This is a genomic window from Bacillus sp. FDAARGOS_1420 (genome assembly GCF_019344915.1).
Taxonomy (GTDB): Bacteria; Bacillota; Bacilli; order Bacillales; family Bacillaceae_G; genus Bacillus_A; species Bacillus_A mycoides.
In genome coordinates, this window is record NZ_JAHWJB010000005.1 from 280026 (window position 1) to 306308 (window position 26283).

The 26283-nt window shown below is 34.2% G+C and carries 12 protein-coding genes and 11 pseudogenes; 10 read left to right on the forward strand and 13 right to left on the reverse strand.

The window, feature by feature from the left end:
- Positions 1 to 743 precede the first annotated feature (743 nt).
- Entirely contained in the window at positions 744 to 2132 is a 1389-nt protein-coding gene (locus tag I6L50_RS33835; RefSeq protein ID WP_307897094.1) for an alpha-helical endospore appendage domain-containing protein, read from the reverse strand.
- Between the two features lie 508 nt (positions 2133 to 2640).
- Between I6L50_RS33835 and I6L50_RS35505 the strand changes: the two are divergent.
- Positions 2641 to 3066: pseudogene (locus I6L50_RS35505) on the forward strand (CotG/ExsB N-terminal domain-containing protein); the annotation flags it as partial.
- A gap of 112 nt (positions 3067 to 3178) precedes the next feature.
- On the opposite strand, the pseudogene I6L50_RS33840 reads toward I6L50_RS35505, so the two are convergent.
- Positions 3179 to 3322 (reverse strand): annotated as a pseudogene (locus I6L50_RS33840) (zinc ribbon domain-containing protein); the annotation flags it as partial.
- 774 nt (positions 3323 to 4096) lie between these two features.
- Positions 4097 to 4582 (reverse strand): annotated as a pseudogene (locus I6L50_RS33845) (DUF4367 domain-containing protein).
- A gap of 261 nt (positions 4583 to 4843) precedes the next feature.
- Between I6L50_RS33845 and I6L50_RS35510 the strand changes: the two are divergent.
- On the forward strand, positions 4844 to 5038 hold the full coding sequence (locus tag I6L50_RS35510; RefSeq protein ID WP_257475495.1) for a hypothetical protein: 195 nt from the start codon (positions 4844 to 4846) through the stop codon (positions 5036 to 5038).
- 275 nt (positions 5039 to 5313) lie between these two features.
- Positions 5314 to 5577 (forward strand): hypothetical protein, encoded by a 264-nt coding sequence (locus I6L50_RS33850; protein ID WP_257475496.1) that lies wholly within the window; start codon positions 5314 to 5316, stop codon positions 5575 to 5577.
- Between the two features lie 195 nt (positions 5578 to 5772).
- Here I6L50_RS33850 and I6L50_RS33855 read toward each other — a convergent pair whose 3' ends face one another.
- Both I6L50_RS33855 and I6L50_RS33860 read right to left on the reverse strand, forming a co-directional pair.
- On the reverse strand, positions 5773 to 6645 hold the full coding sequence (locus tag I6L50_RS33855; protein ID WP_444992618.1) for an Rpn family recombination-promoting nuclease/putative transposase: 873 nt from the start codon (positions 6643 to 6645) through the stop codon (positions 5773 to 5775).
- Between the two features lie 292 nt (positions 6646 to 6937).
- Complete coding sequence (locus tag I6L50_RS33860; RefSeq protein ID WP_257475497.1) at positions 6938 to 7141, reverse strand: hypothetical protein; 204 nt, start codon at positions 7139 to 7141, stop codon at positions 6938 to 6940.
- A 24-nt stretch (positions 7142 to 7165) separates the two neighbouring features.
- Between I6L50_RS33860 and I6L50_RS33865 the strand changes: the two are divergent.
- Both I6L50_RS33865 and I6L50_RS33870 read left to right on the forward strand, forming a co-directional pair.
- Positions 7166 to 7934 (forward strand): annotated as a pseudogene (locus I6L50_RS33865) (GerAB/ArcD/ProY family transporter); the annotation flags it as partial.
- A 21-nt stretch (positions 7935 to 7955) separates the two neighbouring features.
- Positions 7956 to 9061, forward strand: a pseudogene (locus I6L50_RS33870) (Ger(x)C family spore germination protein).
- Between the two features lie 415 nt (positions 9062 to 9476).
- Here the strand turns inward: I6L50_RS33870 and I6L50_RS33875 are convergent.
- Positions 9477 to 10155: pseudogene (locus tag I6L50_RS33875) on the reverse strand (Rpn family recombination-promoting nuclease/putative transposase); the annotation flags it as partial.
- A 77-nt stretch (positions 10156 to 10232) separates the two neighbouring features.
- Between I6L50_RS33875 and I6L50_RS33880 the strand changes: the two are divergent.
- Both I6L50_RS33880 and I6L50_RS33885 read left to right on the forward strand, forming a co-directional pair.
- Positions 10233 to 10784, forward strand: coding sequence for a hypothetical protein (locus I6L50_RS33880; protein ID WP_219304376.1), 552 nt, complete (start codon positions 10233 to 10235; stop codon positions 10782 to 10784).
- A gap of 963 nt (positions 10785 to 11747) precedes the next feature.
- On the forward strand, positions 11748 to 13610 hold the full coding sequence (locus I6L50_RS33885) for an insecticidal delta-endotoxin Cry8Ea1 family protein (RefSeq protein ID WP_219304379.1): 1863 nt from the start codon (positions 11748 to 11750) through the stop codon (positions 13608 to 13610).
- Positions 13611 to 13819: 209 nt separating this feature from the next.
- Here the strand turns inward: I6L50_RS33885 and I6L50_RS35950 are convergent.
- Positions 13820 to 13919 (reverse strand): annotated as a pseudogene (locus tag I6L50_RS35950) (N-acetylmuramoyl-L-alanine amidase); the annotation flags it as partial.
- Positions 13920 to 15005: 1086 nt separating this feature from the next.
- Between I6L50_RS35950 and I6L50_RS35515 the strand changes: the two are divergent.
- On the forward strand, positions 15006 to 15803 hold the full coding sequence (locus I6L50_RS35515) for a hypothetical protein (RefSeq protein ID WP_257475498.1): 798 nt from the start codon (positions 15006 to 15008) through the stop codon (positions 15801 to 15803).
- 462 nt (positions 15804 to 16265) lie between these two features.
- Complete coding sequence (locus I6L50_RS33895; protein WP_219304381.1) at positions 16266 to 17963, forward strand: CyaA/EF/ExoY family adenylyl cyclase toxin; 1698 nt, start codon at positions 16266 to 16268, stop codon at positions 17961 to 17963.
- A gap of 341 nt (positions 17964 to 18304) precedes the next feature.
- Here I6L50_RS33895 and I6L50_RS33900 read toward each other — a convergent pair.
- From I6L50_RS33900 to I6L50_RS33925, 6 genes and pseudogenes are all read right to left on the reverse strand, one after another.
- Positions 18305 to 18481, reverse strand: a pseudogene (locus tag I6L50_RS33900) (SH3 domain-containing protein); the annotation flags it as partial.
- A gap of 388 nt (positions 18482 to 18869) precedes the next feature.
- Positions 18870 to 20069: a collagen-like protein gene (locus tag I6L50_RS35760; RefSeq protein WP_219304383.1), complete on the reverse strand. Its 1200-nt coding sequence runs from the start codon at positions 20067 to 20069 to the stop codon at positions 18870 to 18872.
- A 949-nt stretch (positions 20070 to 21018) separates the two neighbouring features.
- Positions 21019 to 22147 (reverse strand): annotated as a pseudogene (gene tnpB, locus I6L50_RS33910) (IS200/IS605 family element RNA-guided endonuclease TnpB).
- A gap of 254 nt (positions 22148 to 22401) precedes the next feature.
- Positions 22402 to 22611, reverse strand: a pseudogene (locus I6L50_RS33915) (D-alanine--poly(phosphoribitol) ligase subunit DltA); the annotation flags it as partial.
- A gap of 27 nt (positions 22612 to 22638) precedes the next feature.
- A pseudogene (gene dltX, locus I6L50_RS33920) lies at positions 22639 to 22725 on the reverse strand (teichoic acid D-Ala incorporation-associated protein DltX); the annotation flags it as partial.
- Positions 22726 to 22839: 114 nt separating this feature from the next.
- Positions 22840 to 23655, reverse strand: a complete 816-nt coding sequence (locus tag I6L50_RS33925; RefSeq protein ID WP_219304385.1) for a polysaccharide deacetylase family protein — start codon at positions 23653 to 23655, stop codon at positions 22840 to 22842.
- Positions 23656 to 24579: 924 nt separating this feature from the next.
- Here I6L50_RS33925 and I6L50_RS33930 point away from each other — a divergent pair.
- Positions 24580 to 26010, forward strand: coding sequence for an AcpB/EbpR/MafR family transcriptional regulator (locus I6L50_RS33930; protein ID WP_219304386.1), 1431 nt, complete (start codon positions 24580 to 24582; stop codon positions 26008 to 26010).
- Positions 26011 to 26283: the final 273 nt, after the last annotated feature.

Consider the following 26283-nt stretch of genomic DNA (forward strand, 5'->3'; position numbering starts at 1 on the left):
AACCAGTGGATAATAGGTGTTCGCAGGAATCTCCCACTTCAAACAATCCGCAAGAACGTTAAGTGGTGAGTAGTTCAAATAATGAATTCTTCACACCCAAAACGATTTGATTCGTCCTATTAAATCGTTTTGATATATCGAAATCAATTGTTTGTGAGACGATTATTTATCAAAATAATAGTTGTTCCTTCACGTTTAGATAATCCTTTCCTTCCATTTTTTTGTAGATATACTCTGTGAGCTCACTTTTTCATCCTCCTATTTTAATCCCGTTATCACTTTGATACGTGTCCAAAACACTAAAAACACCTTACTACAAACCCGCCTGGAACGTCCAAATAACTCATTTATCATCTTAAAACGGACGTATACATCATATGTATCACTTATCCTTTTTAGGTATATAAAATATTTATTTCCAACTTAACCTATACAACATTTTGACCTGGCCAAGAAAAGCTGAGGCACAAATTAGACTAAGTAATTGATTTTGAATATTAATAAATAGTCATCCCGTTTAATGCTAAATATGCACAAACGAGATAACCATACATAATAATTAATTCAGTGTACCCATGGATTTGACTCCCTAGTTTCCCCCATAAGCAGGGTTCACATGCTGTTTTCCTTTTGAAAATTTGTGAAAAATTACAACTATTTGTCTTTTCAATTGAAATAAACGTAAGTTCCTACCAGCTATATTCTTAAATCAATAGGTATGGAAATTTACCAGGACATATTCATTACGCTAACTGAATTACTGTTATAGTAGGATTTTGAGCCGGTTGAGTATATGCACCTGCATTAAATATCTGAGGGGATTCTAACGAACTAGTTGTTGAAGCACTAGCATTTACAAGGGTTAAAACGTCTCCTGCATTTAACTGAAGAATAAAAGCCTGAGTTGATCTAGTATCTTGTTGTCCCACAAAACGTGCATCATTATTTGGAACCACACCGTTTACTTGTAAACCATAAAAATAGGAACCTACACCAGCCACTAACGTTATTTGGACCAGATACGTCCCCGTATTCCCTACAGTTACAGTAGCCGATCCTGGAGTGTGCGTGACGTTTGATGTTATACCAGTATTAGAAAATGTAACCACACCACCCGCCGGTACTACTTGAAAAGTACCAGTTGGAACTATATTATATATATGTCCAAATGCCTGAGAAATTAACCCTGTTGCTCCTGTTGCTCCTGTTGCTCCTGTTGCTCCTGTTGCTCCCGTTGCTCCTGTTGCTCCTGTTGCTCCTGTTGCTCCCGTTGCTCCTGTTGCTCCTGTTGCTCCTGTTGCTCCTGTTGCTCCTGTTGCTCCTGTTGCTCCTGTTGCTCCTGTTGCTCCTGTTGCTCCTGTTGCTCCTGTTGCTCCTGTTGATCCTGTTGATCCTGTTGCTCCTGTTGCTCCTGTTGCTCCTGTTGCTCCTGTTGCTCCTGTTGCTCCTGTTGCTCCTGTTGATCCTGTTGCTCCTGTTGCTCCTGTTGATCCTGTTGATCCTGTTGCTCCTGTTGATCCTGTTGATCCTGTTGCTCCTGTTGATCCTGTTGCTCCTGCTCCGGTTCCTGCAGGACCTGTTGGACCAGGAATCCCTTGAATTCCTTGTGCGCCTTGAGGCCCTTGGACACCTTGCACTCCTTGAGGGCCAACCGGTCCATCATTACCTTGCGGACCTGCCGGGCCTTGAATACCTACCGCCCCCGTAGCCCCTGCCGGGCCTGTTGGACCCGTTGCTCCTGTTGCTCCACTGCCTGTTCCCCCAGTTCCTGGAGGCCCCTGAGGACCCGTTGCTCCTGTCGGGCCTGTTGCTCCCGTTCCAGTTCCTCCTGATACGTTAATCAACCCACTGACGGTATTTAATTTTGAATCCAAAAGTAATTCTTTTTTCATTGCCATATCAAGTGTATCTTGAACACTGCTATTAATATTCAGAACATCTTGCAATGAAGCTCCTGGACCTGTTACTCCTGGTAAGGTCCCTAATGCAAATTGTATCTTTTCCCCTTCTGCATTCAGTATATGCGCTAACCCTAGTTCTTCAAATGCAATTGAAGATAATAAAAGATTTAATGCATCATCACGCGTTAACGTTATATTTGGCGTTATATTTGGTAAATTAGGCTGTGACATTATCTCACATCTCCTTATATCTATTAGATAACTTATAATACTTAGCCACAATACCCTCCTATCCGTATTTTCTTACCTCACACTAAATATCATAAATCTCACCACCATATTACGATGATCAATACGATAATGTTTGCGCATTTTTCTCATTTTTCTAAATATAATAAAAATCGATTACAAAGTACTTCTTATACTCATCTACTATTTTATTACATGATAAAAAGAGAGCACCTACATCAGTAGATACTCTTAATATGATAAGGAGGTAATTTTGAGTGAATATGAAACAACGGAGGGTTGTCTCATACTCGATTAATATATGCATATTATTTTCCAATTGTGTAAGAAAATAAAAATTTGTGCCATTGTACTCTTTTCATTAATTATTTTTTTATAATGTTTCATGTTAAACTACTTACTTTTTTATAAACACCTATCCCACACCAATGTCTCTTTCTTCTCATATTATATTCAATATAAATTTCAAAAAGAAAGAGGGAAAATTTCTATGCAACGTGATATTCGAAAGGCCGTTGAAGAACTAAAGAGCTCAGGAATGGAGGATTTTTTACATCAGGGTCCCTGTCAGTTCGATTGCGATGAAGACTGGTCTTCAAGAGAAAGCTGTAAATGTCCGAAAACTAAATGTACACGTGTAAAAAAATGGACATTTTTCACAAAATGTACGCGTGTAAAAAAATTCACATATATAACACGATACACTCGTGTACGTGTAAAAAAATGGACATTCGTGAAAAAACGTATTCGTGAAAAAAGATGTATACTTGTTACGAAACGCATCCGTTTAAAAAAGTGTATATCCGTAACCAAGTGCACCCGTTATGATAAAAAATGTTATTGGACAAAAAAATGTGTCTGTGAAAAAACCGTAACTTTTCCTCATTGTAATCATCATCCCGCTAGATGCCCTGACTATCCTTCTTGTTGCGACGAATGAAAGTATAACACCATCATGGATCTTACATCCAACCCAAATCAATAGGGATACTTGTCTCCCTCAAATTACGCAATTGAACTCTAATTGATTAGGCTATCTCCGCAGTCCTTGCAGTTAGAAACCTTATCGCCTCATTTTTTAGATTTATACTTGCGTTACTATCCCTATCATGGTGTGTACGACAAGAAGGGCACTCCCATTTACGTAAATTTAGATTTTTAACGTCTTTATCGTTTTCCGGCAGAAGACTCCTTCCTCAAAAATGTGAAAGTGTGAAACACCAATTTTAAGTGGGAGATGAATGTCGGTTGGCATAAGCCAACATGTTTGCTATCACTTACTTGTACAGATTGCTCTTCGAAAACTGAAGATATGAGGTTGGTTGCAGAAAAACGTTGCAACCGTAAAATTTTCAACGTTCTATCGCCCCATGCTTGCCGAAGTTGCGAAAACCAAGCTAAAGTAGGGAGTGTGGTGCGTCAACGTACAAGATACTTATGTTCTCACCGTAGGGACTACGGGTAGAGCCTGCTAAGATAGCCGGTGGATACACCGGTGTTCGCAGGAATCTCCCACTTCAAAAAGTCCGTAAGGACGTTAAGTGGTGAGTAGTTCAGGATAGTAAAAAAGATTATAATACATTGGGGGCCCCAAAGGAAAGTGTGCTTTCTTATTATGATATTAAGAAAAAACAGTCAAAGATATATAGCATACTGATAAAGGAGTAATCGTTAATTATTCAATGGAGATAAAATGAATGTTAAATATTATTAGACATATAAAACTCTTTGGGGATTATGTAATTGCTCTACAGAAAAATTCCCCAATCAATAGAAGAAACAACCTCTTTATAAGCTCCATAGGTCTTAGTTGAAAATAAAAGTAAGACTATGTCCTGTTTTTACACGTATCTCGTCTGTTCCCTTTTAATAGATGCAAAGACAGAGGGATTACTTTATAAATAAAAAAGAGGATATGTATGTCAAACAACATACATATCCTCTTTTTATAATTTCTGCATGGATTGAGCCATTGTAATTAATTCTTGTTTAGAAATTCTTGAACTAAATAACTCGATCATTGTTCCATTTTGTCTCCATATTAATTGCCCGCCTTGTACATCTTTAATTCTTTTTGTTGGTGTTAAGGGATAATACACGCCATTCATATTGTTTATTTTCACTCTTTCCCCATGTTCCCCAGGTTGAATATCATTGCCTGTTGCCGCACTTTCAATAATTGCAACTTTCAATTGCGTTCCTTCTCTATTCAAAAAATGCATTTGTACTTTTTCCATATTTTTATGTACTTGCTCTGGATATTTTAATTATATATTCCAATCCTTAGCTATTTCTTTAGGAATAAAACAATTAAAAGAAGTCTTTCCTTTTAATTCATTCAAGGAAAATCCTTTATTAACTACATCTACATTTTCAGCATAAGCATTGATATGAAACTGACTACCTGGCATGAATACAAACAATGCAATCATTAACTTATAAACAATATTTTATCTCCTACTACAACGAATTTTACTAATAGTATTAGAATCCATTAGAAACTTCATACTAATTAGGATCAGCAACAAAGTAAATCCAATTAAAGATCAAGATATGAAGCCAAATATCATTGAATGGATATTTAATTATTATTGAAGAGCAATCTGTAGGTCACATAGGTACACGTCAAAAGAGGAAATCACTTACTTAAAGTGCTTTCCTCTCCTTCTTATTATCATAATGGAGGCACCACAATGAAAGAACATAACAAACACAAATCATATTACATAAGAGAATACACATTAAGGGATAAAAGTACAAAATCAATTAGAGTTGAACCCTGGTGCTCTTTTAAAGAGGAAATGAAGGTGCTTGGTATTACTGATAATGACATTTTTCAAATCCAACTGATTAAAAAAATGTATGTGAAATTGCGAATCCTCTTGTAAATGTTGTAATATAAGCACAAATAGAAGAATACCCTTAGTCTATAACTTATAAAATAAAAAAGTGAGCAACATGCTACCAACATGTGCTCTCCTTTAGATAACTGCTACCGTCAAGGTGGTGTCTACCAATTAACGTTTACGAAAACCACTCTTTTTCTTTTGCTTGCGACGGCATGAAGAAAGGGTGGTTTTTCGTTTATCTAAAAACTTCTTTTTAAACATATAAGCTGTTAAGTCACGAAGTACAGATTTTATGTCCATATAGATTTTTCTGTTTGCATGTTGCAAAATTTAATCGCGAAAAAATTCGGAGAGTTCAGTTATTATATTTTGATGAATCATACGCATTTCATTTAATTTCAGAGAATGAATTAATCCCTCAAAAATACCGTATTGTTGCAATTAATGATTGGGAAATTAACGAAGAATTTGGTTTTGAACTTGTAAATTCTAAATCTAAACAAGCCGTATTACAACGAGCAATTGATATGGCAAGTGCAATTGCAAAAAAATATTGTGAAAAACCTGTTAAACAATAATTATATTATGTAGTGAAGATCATTCTGTAGGAGGTGTTGAAATTGACTTTTAACTACGTTAATAAAAAAACAAGCAATTATCTTCTTAATCCAGGAACAGGAATTTACATTCTTTCGAACATTAATGATACCCCTGGTGGCGGTGGCCACTAAAAAATAACACCTACAAATACTGTAGGTGTTATTTTTAATCCTTTAGGCTTGTAAAATATTTCGTATTTCTTCTATACGTAAATTTGTAAACTTTGCAATATCTTCTATTGGCATTCCGTTTTTGTGCATACCACGAATAAGTTGCTTTTTCCCTTTTTCAATCCCTTTTTGTTCTGCATAAGCAAACTTTGCGGCTTCATCCATCAACGCTTTCTCCCTTGCTTCATACGCTTGTCGAAAAGAAGAATCTTGATTCATACGTTCCCATTTATTCATGGCTTTTTGTAAAATCGGGTCTTGGTTCATCGCAATATCCTCCAATGTTTGGGTTAATCGTTCATCTTCATTCGCTGGAAGTAGTAACAACCAGCGAACAAACGAATCTTCCCAGGGATTTACTTGTTCATTACGCCACTGTTGCATTAATTTTGGAATTTCCACGATATGAATTTCAATATCATCGTTTAACTTCTTTTGTTGTTGTTGATTCCATAGGATTCCTGTTGTATGAAACGCTTCATATTCTGGAAACATCACAAAGTTTAACAAATTAATCGTAATGGTTTTATGAAGAGAACTATAAGACATCCCCTTTTGTAATTGAGATGTATATAATCTTCCCAAATAATACAGGCTTCTTTTAATCATATCATGATTATTATTCAATTGAATTTCCACATTTACCTTTGTTCCTGTATCTAATGTCGCTGAAATATCTAAAATGGATAATTTATCTTCCTCATGTTCTCGGTGCAAGTGCGGGTCTTCTAATTGTAACGAAACAATAGGTGATTCTAAAGAACCCTGTAACATCGCATTTAAAAAAGCAATCAGAATATCTTCATTTCCACTTGTGCCAAATAGTTGTTTAAAAGCAAAATCAATGCGTAAATTCACTAATTGTTGGTTGGACAGGGGTTTTCCTCTCCCCATCTCATATGATGTTTTTCTTTCATTGTACATAAAAGAGCGCTTTACATGCAAATACGCCCTTATGTCAACTATATGGGATAATATCGTATACCACTAAGATCAGGTACTTAATAACGATCGGTTTATTTGGTTCTGGTTAGTCAACCTTAATAGTAATAACTATAAGGTTTTTAAGATCGACGAGTGGATTAAATCCGTTTGTTAGTTCATCTAAGCGTACGAAACTTGTTTTCAAGCCCCTATACACTATTCTGATTCCATGCATGCTTTTCAATTAATTCCCATTCATCAAATTGAAGTAATGCCATAAAAATATCATCACCTTTATATCTTCTTCCCTTGGATGAATCCATTCAGTTCCAAATGCTACTTGATTTTGAAATTTATTTTTAATATATGCTTCTAAAGCAAAAGAATAAGAATGACGAATCACTAATAATTTCCGAAAGTCAGGTGCACTATGACTAACCTGATTCATAAGTTGAGAAAACCTCTTTTCCAATATCTGATTAAGATTTGGATTTTACCCATAACATCCATGTATATGGTTTTATTTTTATTTTCAATCCCAGTTTTTATGTTGGTTTATAGCGGGATACAAAGTATATGTCGCTATGCCGTTTTTAATGTTTTCTTTACCCTATGGATGCCGTTACTCTTAATTATTCCCCTTAAGGATAGTCACTTCCTATACCTTCTGCCTCTTCTTAAGGAAGGATGGTTACCGATTTTTAAAACCATCAAATCCACTATCCTTGCATTTCTTGGATTTGAATTTTCCTTTGTGTTATATCCTCATCTAAAAGACAAACGATTTGCTACCAAAGCAATCATCATCGCCAACCTGATTACCATACTAGTTTATCTTCAAATTACACTGGTCTGCTTTGTTTATTTTAGTCCAGATGATATTACACGTTTTTTATGGCCGACTCTTTCTCTCATCACACCGTTCCACTTTTCGTTTCTTGAGCGATTTGAAATTTTTTTTGGCATTCTATATTCTTATTATTTTTGATTCTTGTATTCCGTATATGTTCACCGCTACAAATGGAATGAATCAATTTTTCAATAAAGAAGATAGTCGATTACCTATTTTAATTATAGTAGTGGGTTGTGTTTTCAGTTCATTTTTCTATACACCTTCCTTTGATAAAGTAAATGTATTAAGAGAACTTTGGGGAATAAGTAGCTATTTCATGGTTTTTATATTCCCGGTTTTATTTTTATTGCACATAACGCTCTACCAGTATTGGCGAAGGAGGCATTAAAGGATTCGATATAGTAAAATGATGATACCCTTCATCCTATTCATTTTTATGACGGGATGTGGGTATCGCCTCGATTTAGAAAAACAATCTATTTCGTTGGTTTACGGTTTTGACATGAAAAAATGGTTGTGTATTATATAAAGCCTATTTTCAATCAAGATATTAAGAAAAAATATGAATCCGCTGAAACTACAGCAAATACACCTAGGGAAGCGAAAGGATTATTTAACAGTACGAGTAATAGTTTAGTCTCTACAGAAAAATTACAACTCATCCTATTCAGCCGTGATTTTTTAAAACATGAAGGAGCTTTTCCTTACCTTGATGTTTGGTATCGCGATCCAAAAAACACTGGAACTATGCATATGGTTGCTGTAGATGGTCCAGTCTCATCTATTATGTATAATAACTTTCAGGATAAACCTGCTCTTCCGGAATATTTAACCAATTTGATGAATACCAACAAATTATATAATCGTATGGTCCTTACTACCTTTCATGAGTATCATCGCCAAACCTTTAATAAAGGTATAACTCCTACTATATCCGAAATAAAAAAAGGACCTAAAAACATTATAGTTACTGGATCTGCGCTTCTGAATGATAGAGGGAATCATAAAATGTCATTAAATCGTCGGGAAAGCTTGCTTCTTCTTATGTTACAAAATAAAATTAATACACCCGTTTCTGTTACAATGAAACTCCCTGTTCATTCAATTGAAAAACCGAGTACGATTAAAAATAAAACGGGCAAGAAGTATGTAAAAATGAATATACAGCGTATCAAACGAAACATTACGACCTACTACAGAGATAAACATTTTATTTTCGATACGGCCCTAGACTTGAACATCTCTATATGAGAGCTTACGTTCGATACAGATATACAGACAGGGCAAGATAAATTATCTACACTTATCGCCAAACAATTAAACAAAGATTTAAACAACTTAATTCGCAAGGTCCAGCGAGAAAATCTGGATCCATTTGGCTTTGGTGATTATGCAAGAGCTTGCCATTATCAAGAATGGAAACAGGTGCAAGATGATTGGCCTAAGGATTTTTCAAAAGCGAAAGTACAAGTAACCCCTACGATAAAGATTTTAGAAAGTGGTATTATCAAATAAATAGGTCTTCCTATTATTAAAAAACGTCCATATTCGGGATAAGGGTGTTTACAAGTCCTAAACCCAGCATCTTCAAATAAATATGATATTTTAGAATAATCAGATTTTAACAACGTAAATTTAATAAGTTTCAACAGTTCAAAAAAGCGACACAGCACTCCAATATTGTAATTTAAAGCCGCAAAAATCATGAAAATAATCCTCAGTTGTAAGAATATTCTAAAATGCACGTTCCACTCGAAGATGCTAGTTCTCCCCCTATAACATATAGGCTTTTCTTTTGTATGGTAGCAGCTATTTTGATATGATATATACGTACAAACACTTGCAAAATCACAAACACAACAAAGACAGTCTGGCATACCTGTCTTTGTTGTGTTTTTTCGTAAAAAAAGCGGTCCAAAGTCCGCCTCTTTTATGCTTGCTCTATGATTTTCTTTACTTCTTCAATCGTGAGTTCACTGGCTTGTGCAATGGTTTCTATTGGGACTTGTAAACGATGCATACCGAGAATCATTTGACGTTTTCCCTGTTGAACGCCTTTTTCAAGCCCTTTTTGAATTCCCTCTTGGATCCCTTCTTCTCTTCCTTTATTTAATGCATGTGCGATGCCTGCCGCTTTCATCCATTAGAATCTTTTCCCGCGCCTCATACGCTTGACGGAATGAAGCATCCTGACTCATATATTCCCATTTATCCATCGCCTTTTGTAACATTGGATCTTGGTTCACTGCAATCGCCTCCAAAATTTGTGTTAAGTGTTCATCTTCATTCGCAGGAAGTAATAGTAACCATCGTACAAAAGAATCTACCCACGGATTGACCTTTTCTTCTCGCCATTGTTGCATGAGTTTTGGAATTTCTATAAGATGAATTTCAATTTCATCACTTAAAAGTTTCTGTTGTTGCATATTCCACAGTTTCCCCGTCGTATGAAACTCTTCATATTCTTTAAACATGACAAAATTCAATAAATTAATTGTAATGGTTTTATGAAGAGAACTATAGGGTTTTCCTTTTTTTAATTGCGACGCATACAACCGGTTCCAGTAATACAAAGAGCGTTTTAGAATGTCATGATGATTATTCATCTGTCTATATTTTAAGCCTACATAACAATTATTTGAAAATTATTGAGTATTTCAAACAAAAATGGGGATATGCAATCGATATGTTTGCTACTTTTACAGAATTTCTATCTAAAAAAAACAATCGAAACACATATAAAGAAGAGAATCAAGATGAGGACCGTCCTCCTTCTACTTGCCATGAATTTGATCTTTTTACTCCTGTCGAACCTACTGAAGTAGCAGCCACAGTAGAAGAACAAGAAAAACAAGTACAAGAAACAAACCTTTTCAACGGTAAAAAATTAAAATTACGTTTCCGAGAGATGGACGAGCATATGAGTGAAGCGCAAAAGAAAATGTACATGTATATACTCACGCAGGATACAAGCATCAAAGAAAACGATGCGTATACCATCGCTTTACGTATGCCACCAGATGTAAACTGGGAAGTTACACAGACATTTGAAGAATGCGTACGTGAATTTAAACATATCCAAGCGGACGTCAGTGCATCCGCGTATTACATCACGAGATATACAAAGAAACTCCATGCATACAGGAAAATACGCATGAAGAAATATAAAAAAAAGAGTGAATCTAGAGTTGATATTGATTTTAAAACGTTCAATGAGATGCTAACTCCAAACTCTTAATATCTATTTTTCAAAACAAAATAAAATCTCTACCGCCTTGTTCAAAAAAATAACACTGACAAGGCTTTTTGTCATGCCGTTATTTTATTTACATTTAAAAATTCTCTTATACAATGAATAACACTTATTAATAGCCTAAGTTTTCAGTCCAAATCATCCGTTTATTTGTCCCTCTCAAATTACTCTATTGAACAAGTATTTGAACAAAAATTTGAATAAAAAATTGGATAAGAAAAAATCTCGAATACCTTGTGACTGTAAGTATGAGGTGTCAAAAATGAGTTCTAATATATTTAATGGTTTTAATTTTTTAAAACAGGGTTTAGTTAAAGAAAAGGAGTATTATTCTGAATACAAATGAATCCATAAAAAAAACACGAAAATCCATCTTATCAAGTGAATAAAGACTTTATTCACTATCATATTCCCCTATCTTATTCTTACAAATTTGACTCATGCTTTGATTCAAAGGTTAGTAACAAATTGTTCTATCATCCTGTAAATATTACTAATAAAACTCCAACACATAATTATGAGCATAACGGTACTTTGAAGAGAAATCCAATTAGCTACTTTACACGAACGTTCAATAAAATGATCGATAACTTTAGAGAGATACATATTATGACACAACGTAAGGCGAATAAACATGTTAGTAATGTAGCTATTTTTCAGCGGACGATTATAGGATATACTTGGAGAAAATACAAATAAAACCCTATATATATTCTTCGTTAATTCGATAAAGTAAATATTACTTTTACATTATGAATTCCATCTATTTTTTAAGATTCGCAACAAGGACGTCAGTATTGTACAATGCTTTGAAATCCATCGTGTTTGTCAAAATCATTTTTGCTATGCACAACCTAAATCACTAAGCCTATACTTGAGCACATCACCTCTACTTGATGTGATACAAATGTTAAGAAAATAAATCCAGTTCAGAAAGGAAGTATATGTATGAAGTACAAAGATCGAAAACATGCAAAGCGCAAATACAAACAAGCGTTTCTTGCAACTGTTGCAACTATGACGTTAGGAGTAAGTACATTGGGGAGTACTTCTTCTGCATTTGCTGCCGAAAATACAGCAAATATACAAAAGGCACCTTCCGCATCAGCAACTGATGGACCTGTTTTTAAAAGAGAAAGTGATGGAACTATTACAGTTTTAAAGGACAAATTTTTCAATATAGAGGCCTTAAAAGCAATTGGTTCATTAGGTGGGGCTACATTAAAACAAGCTTGGGCTGATTCTCAAGTAGAGGGCGGGAACTTTAACAACACTTTTAGAACTTTATCCATGGGATCCGCAGCACTAATTCCATATGGCGGAGTAGTGATTTCTCCATTAATTGGACTACTATGGCCAGAGGACACGACAGATGCAAAAAATCGGTTAGAAAAATTGATGAAGGATATTGCTAAGCAAACGCATGCACAAATTGAAAGTTATGATTTGGAAACACTTGGACAAAAACTAGACAAACTATATAAAGATTTACAGGAATTTGAAAACTATATGAATCCTACCGGTACCGGCGGGAAAATTGCTAAAGCACCTTCAGTAGGTGATGGACCAGCTTCTATGCGATCGAAAGCTGAATTTATTCATGACGATTTCAAAGCGCTCATATCAGAGGCTCAAAAACCGTCATATAAAGAAGCGGAGTTTCCTATATTTATGGTCGCAGCAACAGCTCATTTGAACTTCTTGCACTACATGGAGCTCCACGGTAAAGATCCTGAAATAAACTATGACGATGATGGTCTCACAAAATCATTTTTAAACCCGCAAAAAACGGCACATAAGGATTACTTAAAGTACGCAAACGAATTCGCTAAGAAAGACTTAGATGACTCCAGTCAGATAGAAAAAACTGTGCAAGATCTTGAGAAAAAGCTTCCTGGATCACTGATACTTCCTGGAGCAGAGGTACGCGCACCGGCTATTAAGGCTACTGTCCTGGGATGGAGCACTAAACTTGAAGAAACGTTAAATAAGTCAATAAATAATATAGCTTTCAAACAAGCAGCAAACATTAAATCTGAGTTTACACTGGATCAAAATGGACGAACTTTGTACTACGATCTAAAGGGACAAATGCAAACTGGATGGAAAGAAATTGGGACTTCATTTGCAACTAGACATGAAATAGACTCTACTAATAGCGGAGATAAGTTTAGCAGAGAATGGCTAAAAGCGCAGGGAATTAAATATTCATGGTATTACTTCAGTCCTACAAAAACTGACACGTTTGAAGAAGGTGAGATGTATGTCGATACTACACAAACTCTTCCTGATGGTAAAACATATAAATTTAATAAAAATGGTAAGTGTCTAAATCCAGATGGTAGAGCGCTAACTGCTTATGATGTAGGTTTACAGGATGGAACTTACAAAATATTGTCCAAAATCGACTCTAATAAAGTTTTAGATTTTAATCAAGGTTCACTAGGTAACTCCATACTATACGATTATAAAGGTGGAGCGAACCAACAATGGACGCTGCAATATAATAAAGATAAAAACGCGTATCAAATCATAAGTAAAAAAGATCCTAACAAGGCATTATCATGGGATCAGAGTGGTGGTAAAGCGTACGACGCTAAGTACGTCTTCCTTGCAGGTAAAGCAAATGACCCAGAGCAGTATTGGACATTAGAAGATGCAGGAGATGGCTACTTCTTTATTCACAGTTTAAAAGATTCTAATATGGTATTGGATATAGCAGGTAACAATGCGATTAATGAGACACCAATAAAAGTTTACCCAAAAACTGGCGGCGATAACGAAAAATTTAAATTTGAAGGCCTGAAATAACTCAACCACATTATCTAGTAAATATCCCCTATCTAATAGATAGGGGATATTTACATCTATTGATTTCGTTCGGACATATAGGCCGAAATAACTCATTCTTTGCACACGGAATATGGCAGCTTCAATCTCCTTGCCTTTTTCTATATAATCCCAGACAATTCGTTAGGATTCCCATGCCTTCGCTAACATACATGCCACACAATATATAACTAACCTGCAAACCTTACATGCTCCCCCAGACACGCCAACATTATACAAGCCATTTTGAATACCCCAAGATTGATAACGTTCCCGGCGGTACACCTCCTCGTATGGTATATTTAGTATTCACACAAAAAGTACATATCAGACTAGTAAATTAACAAAGCCCCCGTGAGGAGGCTGAGTAGTTACTATTATTTTAAACGCTCTTTTAATTCTTCAAATCCTGGTGTACCAACTAAAGCAAATAAATTTTTCTTGTATACTTATATAGAATGCACGAAAGAATTATAATGAACTAAAAAATCAAAGCAATTTTTGGTTAATTCTGTATGCAAAAACTATTATAACTCATGACTAAAATAAATATTAATTCTTTAATACGTCCTATATCGATAAATTTATTCCGTCGTACAAAATATTAGAAAATGTTAAGACCCCTTCTATCTACAGGGGTTTTAAGGATTAACATGCTAGTTTTGGTCTCTTAAACTCCTATCAGGTTTCACAACTTATTTTCTCTTACATTGGCAACACGCTAGTTTTATCCCTTTTATTATATAAACCTATATTCCAGAAGCTGCTCTACACTCATATAGTCCCTTTAAAAACGGCACCATCAAATGAAGCTGGGCCATAAATCAGTTTAAGCCATTTGGATAAGAGTTAAAAATCCCCCTATAGCGTTATTACCGGATTCCCCCTTAGTGTATCACCCCCACTGAAATTTTAAACACCAAGTATCTGCCCCGCAGTTAATGATACTATTGCGACATTAATTAACATCGCTCCACCTTCCGCAAAAGAATTTGTATTTGCTATCGGTGTAGGAGTAGCAGGACTTGTAGCAGTATTCACAGTAACTAATTGATAAGTTTTAAAATCATTAACACTTACACTCATTCGATAGGTAGTGGAGTAACACTTTATGTATATCGAACAGTTAAGATAGCTTCCTACCATCCCTTGTCCGAAGCCAATTCATCTCCCACCTACTCACTGGACTGTGACTCTTCACGCTCCTTGAGGAAGGAGTCTTCTTGCTAAAAGGATAAAAAATATTGCGTTAGTTAAAATTACTTTTCGTTATATACAGTACCAATCATCTAAACTATAATCATAGCACATCACCTCTCCTCTAATTTGATGGGATGTGAATATTGGCAAGATAATATAATCGGAAAGGATGATTTGATGAAGTATAAATATTGCACACATACAAAACAAAAATACAAACAAGCGTTTCTTGCAACCGTAGCAACTATGTCTTTAGGAGTAAGTGCATTAGGGGGCACTACTTCTGTATTTGCTGCTGATGATGTGATTCCTATAGTAAACTCTAATACATTAGAACAAAGCCCTGAAGATTCTCAAGAACGCACAAAAAAGCAAGATGAAACACGTGAACATTTCAAAAATACACCTCAAAAAACACTAACTGTTTTAATCGCAGCGGATAAACAGTATCGAGATGCTCATTCGGATTGGAAAGAGCGCACAAAAGAATTAATAGAAAAAGGAACAGCGGATTTCAAAGAATATTATAATATTAAATATGTTCCCATCCAATTTTATGAATGGGACTCAAAGGGAGAGAATCACTCTGATATAATGTATAATTTTGCCGATGATTACACTACATATATAACTGACAACTCGAATTTTTCGGGTAGTTTCAGTTTTGTCGTTGGGTTTACTGCTAACAGAAAATATGGTAGTGCTTACGGAGGAATGTTGCCACAAACAATAGGACTAGAAGGGATCGAATCTATTCCATTAATCACTATTAAAGATGTCCCAAGTAATAATATAATTTGTAGTATCGAAAGTACAATTAAGCATGAGTTATCACATACTTATAGTGTCCCGGATGACCATAAAGGAGTAAGAAATAGTGTAATGTCTTCTAAAGTGGGGATTACTGGGTGGTCTTCGGCTGAAATGGAAATTATACGTAAAAACAGAGATCGTTATCAGAACCATACACTTTAGAGAATAACTATACAAATCTATATCTTATCATTATAAAATAGTACAGTTTTATAGAAGATGCTAATTTGTTTTCCTATCATGTAAGCAAGTCTTAATATAAAAAATAAAACTCTTTATCAATAACAGAGAACTGGGCACTCAAAAGAGTGCTTTTTCAAAACCGAACCTTTAGCTCAGTTATTTAAAGCAAACGCCTCATAACCAGCCAGTCGTAGGATATATGATGCTATACACCAGTACACTCTAAAGATCCGTCGGCAGACTTTAAAAGTGACAAAGGTACAAGCATTATTGTGAAAGTTAATGATATCGATAATAGAAACCATTTCTAGAAAAATTTATGCTTCTCTAAAAAATATGCATCTACAGATGATGGGGGACACCCAAACCCAATAAGGTGGGCATTTCTGATTTATTACCGTAGCATTCCCCTCAGCAATAAAACGAAAAAGGAGATTTACCATGAAATATAAAGAACGAACACATGCAAAACGTAGGTTCAAAAAAGCAGTATTTGTTACTGCTGCAACTATGACTTTAGGGATGAGTACATTTGGAGATACTATTTCTGTATTTGCTGCTGAAAATACAACAGAAACACAAAAAGAAACAACTACATTCGAAAAAAACATACAAGCAATAGACGAAATCCATGTAAAAAAAGGCACAGAAGCAATAGTGGGGTCTGGCTTAGTACCTAGTCATGTAGAAAATTTTAAAACAATCGCTAAAAATACTCATACATATATTTTCTTTCGACCGGTTAATACACTATCTACAAGTCTGATTAAACAGGGTGCCTCAACGAAAGGGCTAAATGTACATGGAAAAAGCTCCAATTGGGGACCTATGGCGGGTTATATTCCTGTTGACCAAGACTTATCTAAAAAATATGGAAATAAAAAAGCAGTCGAAAAAGGAAATAAAGATAATGAGGACTCTTTTGCCGCAAATAACGGACTAAACGGGAAAGATCACATAACCAAAATCATTTTAACTCTAAATCAAGAACGAATAGAAGAACTGCAAAAAGAAAAGCTTTTAGCAAAAGGTACAGAGCAAAAAGAAGACAACCATGTATACCTTATGTTCGATGTGACAAACTCTTCTTATGAATTTAGAATGGACAAACAGACTGGTCAAGTGCAATACAAAACAAAAAAAGGGAAAACTACGACATTAGGTAAAGAATTAGAAAAGTGGACCTTTTTAGAAGTAATGGCTAAAGTCGTCAATGGAGATCCTAAAGCTCTTACAGCTGACTATGATTTATTTGCACTGGCACCTAGTTTATCAGAAATCAAAAAAAGAATTCCAGTAAGTCAATGGGAGAAATTATTAGGAATAGAGAAACCTGTAGAAAAATGGAAAACTACAACCCAATTAATAATTAAACATGGGCTGACTAGAGAAAATAAAGAAGATGGAAAAGGAACATTAACAGATTGGCAAAGAGATATGATTGCTATTTTAAATCAAGCTGCCATTGACAGTGGTTATACTGGTGGAACTGTCATCAATCATGGAACCGAACAAGATAATACAGAATTCCCAGAACAAGATCAAGAAGTTTTCGTGATTACACCAAATGGAGAAACATTTTTAACAAAGAGTTGGGAAGATACCCAAAACTTTATTGCAAAAAATGTTATACAGGAAGGTTATTTATTTTACCAAAATAGGTCTTATAATACAATCGCACCGGGTAGTAAAGCACAAATTCAATGGAACGGGTCTATTCCAACGTCTGTAGAATTTGTACAGGAGCTATCAAAAATCAGAGCTGCCACCAATAATACGGAATTAAATGAAACGGTGACAACTGCCTATACACAAGAAATAATGGAATTACTTAAACAATACTATAATCCAGCGACTCAATTTTTAAAGCAAGAACGTAAGCAGCAGGAGGAGGTTTCTTTATTCCGTGGTATACAGCTTCTAGAAAAAGTAGATCAGTTGCTCAATAATGTGAGTTTACCAAATCAAGAATATCAAACATACTTTGAAATGTTGAAAAAAAGAATTACAAATCAAGTTCAATTGATTCGGAAATCACAAAATATTAAAATCTCGATTGAATCTCTACAGGAAAAATTGAATCTAAATAATACTAATATAGATGAGGTATTTGCTACGTTTCATGTATTAATCAAATAATTCTTAAAGCTAGAGAAGAAAAATTAAGCCTAAACCAAGGACTAATTTTTCTTCTCCATGCTTTTTTAAGTACATATTTGAATGGATAGAACCCTAAAACACGATTCCCCATCCTTTATATCCTATTCTTGAGAACATTATTAGAAATCACAATATTATTTTTCCTAACAGTAGTACCAAGAATTTTCCCATAACAAAACCCTTTTCACTAAAAAAACAGAATATGTCTTGTTACTTCAAAAAAACTATATTAAAAAATACTTTCGCATTCGTTTTTTTTATTCACATCTAAGTTTAGCCTGCATACTGTGCGAATTTCACCCTTACATTACATATTATCTTTACCCTTCAAATCTCACATACTCACCAGACACCCATTGATCCCCGACAACATTGTACCAGCCATTTTGAATGCCTCAAGATTGATATCGTTCCCCGCATTGCACTTTTTTCACAATCTCATAATTTGTTCCTGATCCCATACGATCACGTAATACATCTGCTGTAATCATAACAACAACAGTAACTCCCCTGTTAATACGTATAGGTTGAATGATACAGTTTAGTTCTGGGAAATAAAAAAATAAATTGATTATAATCAATTTATCTCTGTTTCGTTTTTTGCAGCGCAATATATATATAATACTATATCAATTTTCACTCTAATCATATCTAAATTAAAGTCGCATTCTTTAAAAATATTTCTAAATCATAATTTATAAAATCAGCTATTTTTCTTATTATACAAGAAAGCCCCCTATAGAATAGATTATTTATTTTATTCTATAGGGAACTTTTTATTTTTGATTATCTTATTCTGATTACGTTCTAAAAGATATATTTATAATGTTTTTCAGCTTAATCGTCCAATAAACACCAATATAATTACATATTTCCATTATTTCTTTAAGCTATTTGGATTATGGTGATGGTTGCCGCTGGAATATTAAATGGCATCCACCCAGGGTTACTGAGAAGACTATACCCTGGACCTTCTATATAAAAATTCGGATCATTTAATGCAGTATTAGTATTAACTACCTCAAGAGCATCGCCCGCACTCAATGGAATAATAAGATCCCCACTCGGCTTTGTATCCCGAATACTATATACAGTATTCGGCGGAGTTGGAGCAGCTCCATTTATTGATATCCCCCAACTAACTCCAAGTTGTGTTGTGTTCCCTGATTGAACTGTAAAATTAACCCGATAAATTCCCGTATTTGGTACGGTTATAGTCGGAGTTCCTGCCGTATGAGTAATACCCCCAGCTAATACAGCATTATTACTCCAAGGTATAGGAGCTCCTGTACTAAACTGTTGAAGATAGTTATTAGCCGCCGGCACCACATGGTAGATGTATCCATATGCAAGCGCAGCTAATCCTGTTGCTCCTGTTGCTCCTGTTGCTCCTGTTGCTCCTGTTGCTCCTGTTGCTCCTGTTGCTCCTGTTGCTCCTGTTGCTCCTGTTGCTCCTGTTGCTCCTGTTGCTCCTGTTGCTCCTGTTGCTCCTGTTGCTCCTGTTGCTCCTGCTCCGGTTCCTGCAGGACCTGTTGGACCAGGAATCCCTTGAATTCCTTGTGCGCCTTGAGGCCCTTGGACACCTTGCACTCCTTGAGAGCCAACCGGTCCATCATTACCTTGCGGACCTGCCGGGCCTTGAATACCTACCGCCCCCGTAGCCCCTGCCGGGCCTGTTGGACCCGTTGGCCCTGTTGCTCCACTGCCTGTTCCCCCAGTTCCTGGAGGCCCCTGAGGACCCGTTGCTCCTGTCGGGCCTGTTGCTCCCGTTCCAGTTCCTCCTGATACGTTAATCAACCCACTGACGGTATTTAATTTTGAATCCAAAAGTAATTCTTTTTTCATTGCCATATCAAGTGTATCTCGAACACTATTATTAATATTCAGAATATCCTGCAACGAAGCTCCTGGTCCTGTAATGCCCGGTAAAGTCCCCAATGCAAATTGTATTTTTTCCCCTTCTGCGTTTATAATATGTGCTAACCCTAGCTCTTCAAATGCGATGGAAGATAACAATAAATTTAATGCATCATCCCGCGTTAATGTAATATTCGGGGTTATATTTGGTAAATTCGGCTGTGACACTATCTCACCTCTCCTTTAGATTTATTAGATACCTTATAATACTTAGCCAGAAGAACCTCCGATTCTTTGAAATCTGAACCGTATTTTCTTACCTCACACTAAATATCATAAATCTCACTACCAGAGTATGATGAGGAACAAGATGATGTTCGTTCATTTTCCTTATCTTTTTAAATATAATTAAAACCGATTGTAAAGTATTTCTTAGAATCACCTACTGTTCTTATTATTAACTGCATTAACAAAACTACTGTTATATTAACTAGCCTATTAAAAAATTCTTACTTCCTTGTAATCCTATAATCACTCAACATATTTTTATATTAACGAGCAAAAAAAGCCCCTTTTTAATATAAAAAAGGGACCTTTTGAATAAAAGAAGTTTGGTTTGTCACGACCACTATTAATAAATGTTAAAGCATTCACTTTGGCTTAGACTTCTTTTAAAAAGGGCTATATACTTTACCTTGCAAATCATACTACTGCCAGAGAACACACTCCCTATTTTCTTCATTCCGGAAGTACTCTTTATTACAAAGTGCCCTACGCCTCGCTACTATTCGGGAATTAAATAATTGACATGAATCATTTCCTCGCCAAGCTTAGTTAAGCTTCCCACGTCTTCGTATACATGTTACACAAGTATATAACTACCCTTCAAATCTCACCTACACCATGGTTAGATGGTTGTGTGGATGAACCTGCACCGTTACATACAGGCTGTTCTCTTTGCTTGGAAATCCCCTATTTTCTCTATTCACACTCATAACATCCATCTATTATGGTGATAAGATTCATAGTTTTTATAAAAATACTCTTGATAAATGTACTTTTTAAAAACAACTGAAACATTCTATACCTATAATTACAATTATGAGTTTTTTGAACTACCCCCACTTTCAATTCATTTAGAAGTGGAGAATTCCTAAGTAAAGAGTCCTATCGAACTCTAATTGATTAGGCTAACCCCCGCAGTCCTTGCGGTTAGAAGCCTTATCGCTTCATTCTTTAGATTAATACTTACGTTACTATCCCTATCATGGTGTGTACGACAAGAAGGGCAGTTCCATTTACGTAGGTTTAGATTTTTAACGTCTTTGTTTTGATATCCACAACAAGAACATAATTGGCTGGAAGCAAATGTTTTCGACACAACAATGATTTGTTTGCCGTACCATTTTGCCTTATATTCCAACATAGTTCGAAACTGAGACCATGATACCTCACTAATTGCTTTTGCTAACTTATGATTCTTTAACATATTCGATACTTGCAAATCCTCTATACCGATAACATCGTGAGTTTTGATGATTTCAGTTGAGACTTTGTCCAAGTCATCTTTTCTAGCATTCTTCATATATTCATGAATTCTAGCTACTTTTACTCGCTGTTTATTCCAGCGAGAAGATCCTTTTGTTCTTCTAGAAAGAACACGCTGTGCTTTTGCCAATTTCTCTTCTAATGACCGAAAAAACTTCGAATTTTTATAGATTGTTCCATTTGACAAAATGGCGAAATCTTTTAGTCCCACATCCATTCCAATGGAAGATTGTGTTTTTGGAAGTTCTTGCACTTCTGTTTCAACTAAACGATACAAAGTACCTACCAGAAGAGTTCCTTCTAACCGTAGCATTTACAATACATCCCTTTACTTCCCGACTCTTGGCAAATCGAACAAGACCTAGTTTCGGCAATTTCATTTTGTTTCCTACAACAGCAATGTTTTCATTTGTTTGTTTTGTGGTGTAAGATTGTGCGTTGTTTTTCTTAGATCTGAAACGCGGGGCACTCGTTTGTTTTTTGAAAAAGCGTGTATAAGCATCCGCAAGGTTGCGAACAGAAGACTGAATCGCAATACTATCCACTTCTTTGAACCAAACAAACTCTTTCTTCAAGGCAGGAAGTTTGGTAGAGCATGTACCATATGTCAAACCTTTCCCCGTCTCTTTGTATGCGTTATCCCATAGAGATAGGAAATGATTGAATACAAAACGAGAACAGCCCATTGTTTTATTAATTAGGGTTTCTTGTGCTTTATTTGGATAGATACGAAATTTATATGCTTTATGAATCATCATTCCTTTCACCTCCATTTCGGCATATGTCTATTATACAACGAACATACATTCGATAGATAGTGAAGTAACACTTTATGTATATCGAACAATTAAGATGGCTTCCTGCCATCTCTTGTCCGAAGCCAAGAAGACTCGCACCTACTCACTTCGCGTTCCTTGAGGAAAGAGTCTTCTTGGCTAAAATGATAAATTTATACACAATCAGCTGGTATAGATAAATCTACAGGAATGTAAGCATGCCCAGCTTTTACTCAACCTAAAAAGTTAATAATTATTTCAAGTTGCATAAGACTATACACCATAATTGGCGAACAATCACCTAGATACTAAGAAGAAATCCAATGTACTAACACATCAGAATCTTCTTTTAATTGTTTGTACGTAATTTTGGCATCTCGCCAAAGAAAAGCCGTTTAATAAGGCGTTTCTGCAGCCCACTTTTCAATTTGTTCTAATAACTTCATAACGTTCTGACCATAGAATTCATTGTAAATAAATAGGCTTGGATTTGTCTCATGAAAATCATACAACCAAATTAATACAAGTAAAACTGTACGGTAATAGATTGGTTGTATGATTCCTTACACAAAAGAACGATACCATATTTCTTTTGGAATTTTTATAATTTTACTTCTAGACGGAAAATAGATTGTTAATTTATACCGAATCATCACATAAATGAGTTCATATCTTTACAATCGATTGTCATGCCAAAAATTTAATATCAGATGTTCTTTTTCACTATACGCTTTGAATATATATCCCTTACTCTTTAGCTGCTTAATAATTTCCTGTAAGGCTTTAACTGATTGGGGATGTATGTCATGCATTAATACAATTTCTTGGTCTTTATTTGCTTGTGATACAACATTTTCAACTATCTTAGGAACAGATTGTTCTAATGGAATTTTGTTATACTTCCAGTCTAAAGAATCAATTGTCCAATCCCAAATTTTAAATCCAGATTCAGCTACTTTATCGCGCAAGTCTTGAGTTAATCCAGGCTTAGATCCATACGGTGGTCTACAAAGTATCGGATTCTTATCTATAATACGTTGAAGGATATGTTGAACTTGTTTCATTTCAGACAAAAAACTTCCTTGCGTGTATAATTTTTTGTAATCATGTGTCATACTATGCAGACCTACGTAGTGGCCATTTTGTTTTTCACTTTTTATTAAATCTGGAAATTGTTCCGCATGTGAACCAATTACAAAAAATGTCGCTTTTACATTCTCTTGTTTTAAAATATTTAAGACTTCTTGTGTATATTTTCCTGGTCCATCATCAAAAGTTAAATATATAACTTTTTTATTTTGCGTCTCCTTCTTAACTTCCCCTTTATCTTGTTTAGTTTCTATCTGAGATTCTTTTTCTTTTTTTAATTGCGCTACATTAGATTTAGTACTAGACTCATTTTTTGCTCTTGCTCCAGAATTAGAAAAATAAGAAAATACAAATACCCCGATAAAAAATAAAATTAAAACCATTACGCTTTTTCTTATCATTCCAAATACCTCCTTTAATTCTATACAATGATTAATAATTCCCTATTTTTCAAGAAAATCGTAATCATTACTGTTTTCAATTAAAAATACGTCTTTTATAAACTTTGATTCCAACAACCGCTCTCACTTCCCTGCCTATTAAGTTGGTTACGAGAAAAGTATATATTTCTGGAAACAAACTGTAAAATGAGTGCAATTGATTTCACCCATCATTTTTTATGATGAATTTTATACACACTTTTTATAAATTAAAAGTTATGTATAATAGATGTTCTAAAAACACCCGAATATAAACAATTTTTTTGGGTTGTCAACATACATTTCACCATAAACCCCCCTTAAGATTAGTACCTTCAAGGAGAATACATATTTAATTGAAATGAATAAGCACAATATCGCATTTGCTTATTCCAACATCAAATCCCTACGATAATACACTCCATTCATTAACAATAAAATAATTAGAAATTAATCTTTTCAGCTTTTCTTCCTCATATAAAAACAAAACTTGTCATTAAATTAAATAAATTTAATGTTACATATAACTTATTACGAAAAACCGAATATTAGAATTTAATAATTAATGATTTTATATATACCTCTAATTAGAAATTTAATAATTATATATGATATATAATTATTAAATCCGCTCTCCGTTTAATGTAGAACTATTAAAATGTCCATTTTACAGACAATTTGAATATTGTCGAGAGAAGCTCAAATTAATTACAATAATTGCACACTATAATTAAAAATTTTTACCCTTAACAAAATCTTAAAAGATTCCATATCAATTAAACCTTGCTTTAAAGTACACTTCAAGGTTTAGAATGTTTTTGTATTTTTTATACCAATCTAAACAGGAGGTCAAGAAATTTATTGGGCTTTTGCAAATTAGTGGAAAACCAATAAAAACAATCCATTATGCTAATTCAACGTCAATACAATATTCTAAACCATTTAGTATCTGAAGATCGGTGGTTCTCACTGAATGAACTAGCCCGGAAACTAAACTGTTCGGTCAAAACAGTTCAAAGAGATTTAGTATATTTACAAAAAAAATTACCAGATAAATGGCAGGTGAAAAATAATAAACATGCAGGTGTAAGATTGTATAAACCTTTTAATTCATCTATTGAAAACATAAATTATCTATATATCCGACACACTCTACTTTTTAAAACATTAGACATATTAATGAATGATAACGTAGGGTCTAATTCAATACTAGCGGAAAAATTGTATATTCAAAACAAAAAGGTTAAAAAACTTTTAAAAGAAGTTGATTTGTATCTAAGCCAATATAAGTTATCTCTAAAAAGGCGCCCTCTAAGAATATCAGGAAATAATATAAATATTCTTCTCATGTACCATAAACTATACCTTGATGCGTATAATAATGAAGAATGGCCCTTTGAAGAATTTAATCAAGAGCTTTATATAGAATTATTAAAAGACGTAGAAAAATTTAAACAAACTAATTATTGTAAAGAAGCAAATAAAGAAATTTCATTCTTCATTTCTTTATACTTAAAGAGAAAATACAGAGGGTATTCAATAGTATTAAAGCATTGGCAGATAAAAAAAATGGAAAACTCAAATGATTACACAAAACTGAAAGGCGTGATAAAAAAGATTTTTCAAAAATATAGTGTTCAGTTATCTACGGTAGATATTACTATTATAATTTCGATAATTAATCGTTCAAAATATGCTTATACAAACCAGAATTATATAAAGTCTATTCAATCTGTTACAAAACCTTCCTGTCCTTTTGTAAAACAATTTATTCAGGATTTAGAAAAAAGTTTCAAACTAGAATTATTAAACGATACTAAGTTTATAAAGATTTTAAATAATACCATTACTACTTCTAACACACACAACAACTGGATATTTAGCGATTATAATGATCATCATGCTCTTATAACTCACATTAAAAAAAATCATTCCTCTGTTTTTTTTACTATAAATAAGGAATTAACTAATTTAAAAAATACATATGACAAGCTTCATATGCCTTTAAATAATTCAATACATACTACTATTTTATTAACAATGTATATTGCAACAAAGAAAATGCATCTTGAACGAAAAAATCCTCAAGTAATTTTGTATACAAAAGAAGGTGAGTATTGGAAACTCTATTTACAAGCCTTCATTTCATTAACTTTTAAAAAGACTATTGATTTCCTAGATATAAATCTCGAAAATTTAACTAAAGCATATATAGAATACCCGGAAATTTCTTGCGTAATAACCGATACATCTATTGAATGCGAACACATTCCTGTAATCCTAATCTCTTCAGTTCCCACTCAACGTAATTTAGAAGAAATAAAAAATTTCTTCTAATATCTTTTATTACGAAATAATACTTTTTAATAATTTCTATACATAAATAAATTTCTAAACAAATACAACTACTTATTTCTGAAGTAAATTGAAATAAGTAGTTGTATTTTTGGCTACTAAAAGAAGTATATTCCATACGGTAATAGAAAATTATATTTCTTACTTCAGGTAAAATATTTTTCTAATTCACCTGAAAAATTTATGATTATTTGACAATTACATTATAATCCGTTTATACATATAGTAATTTGCCGGGATTTTCTTTTTCCTTCG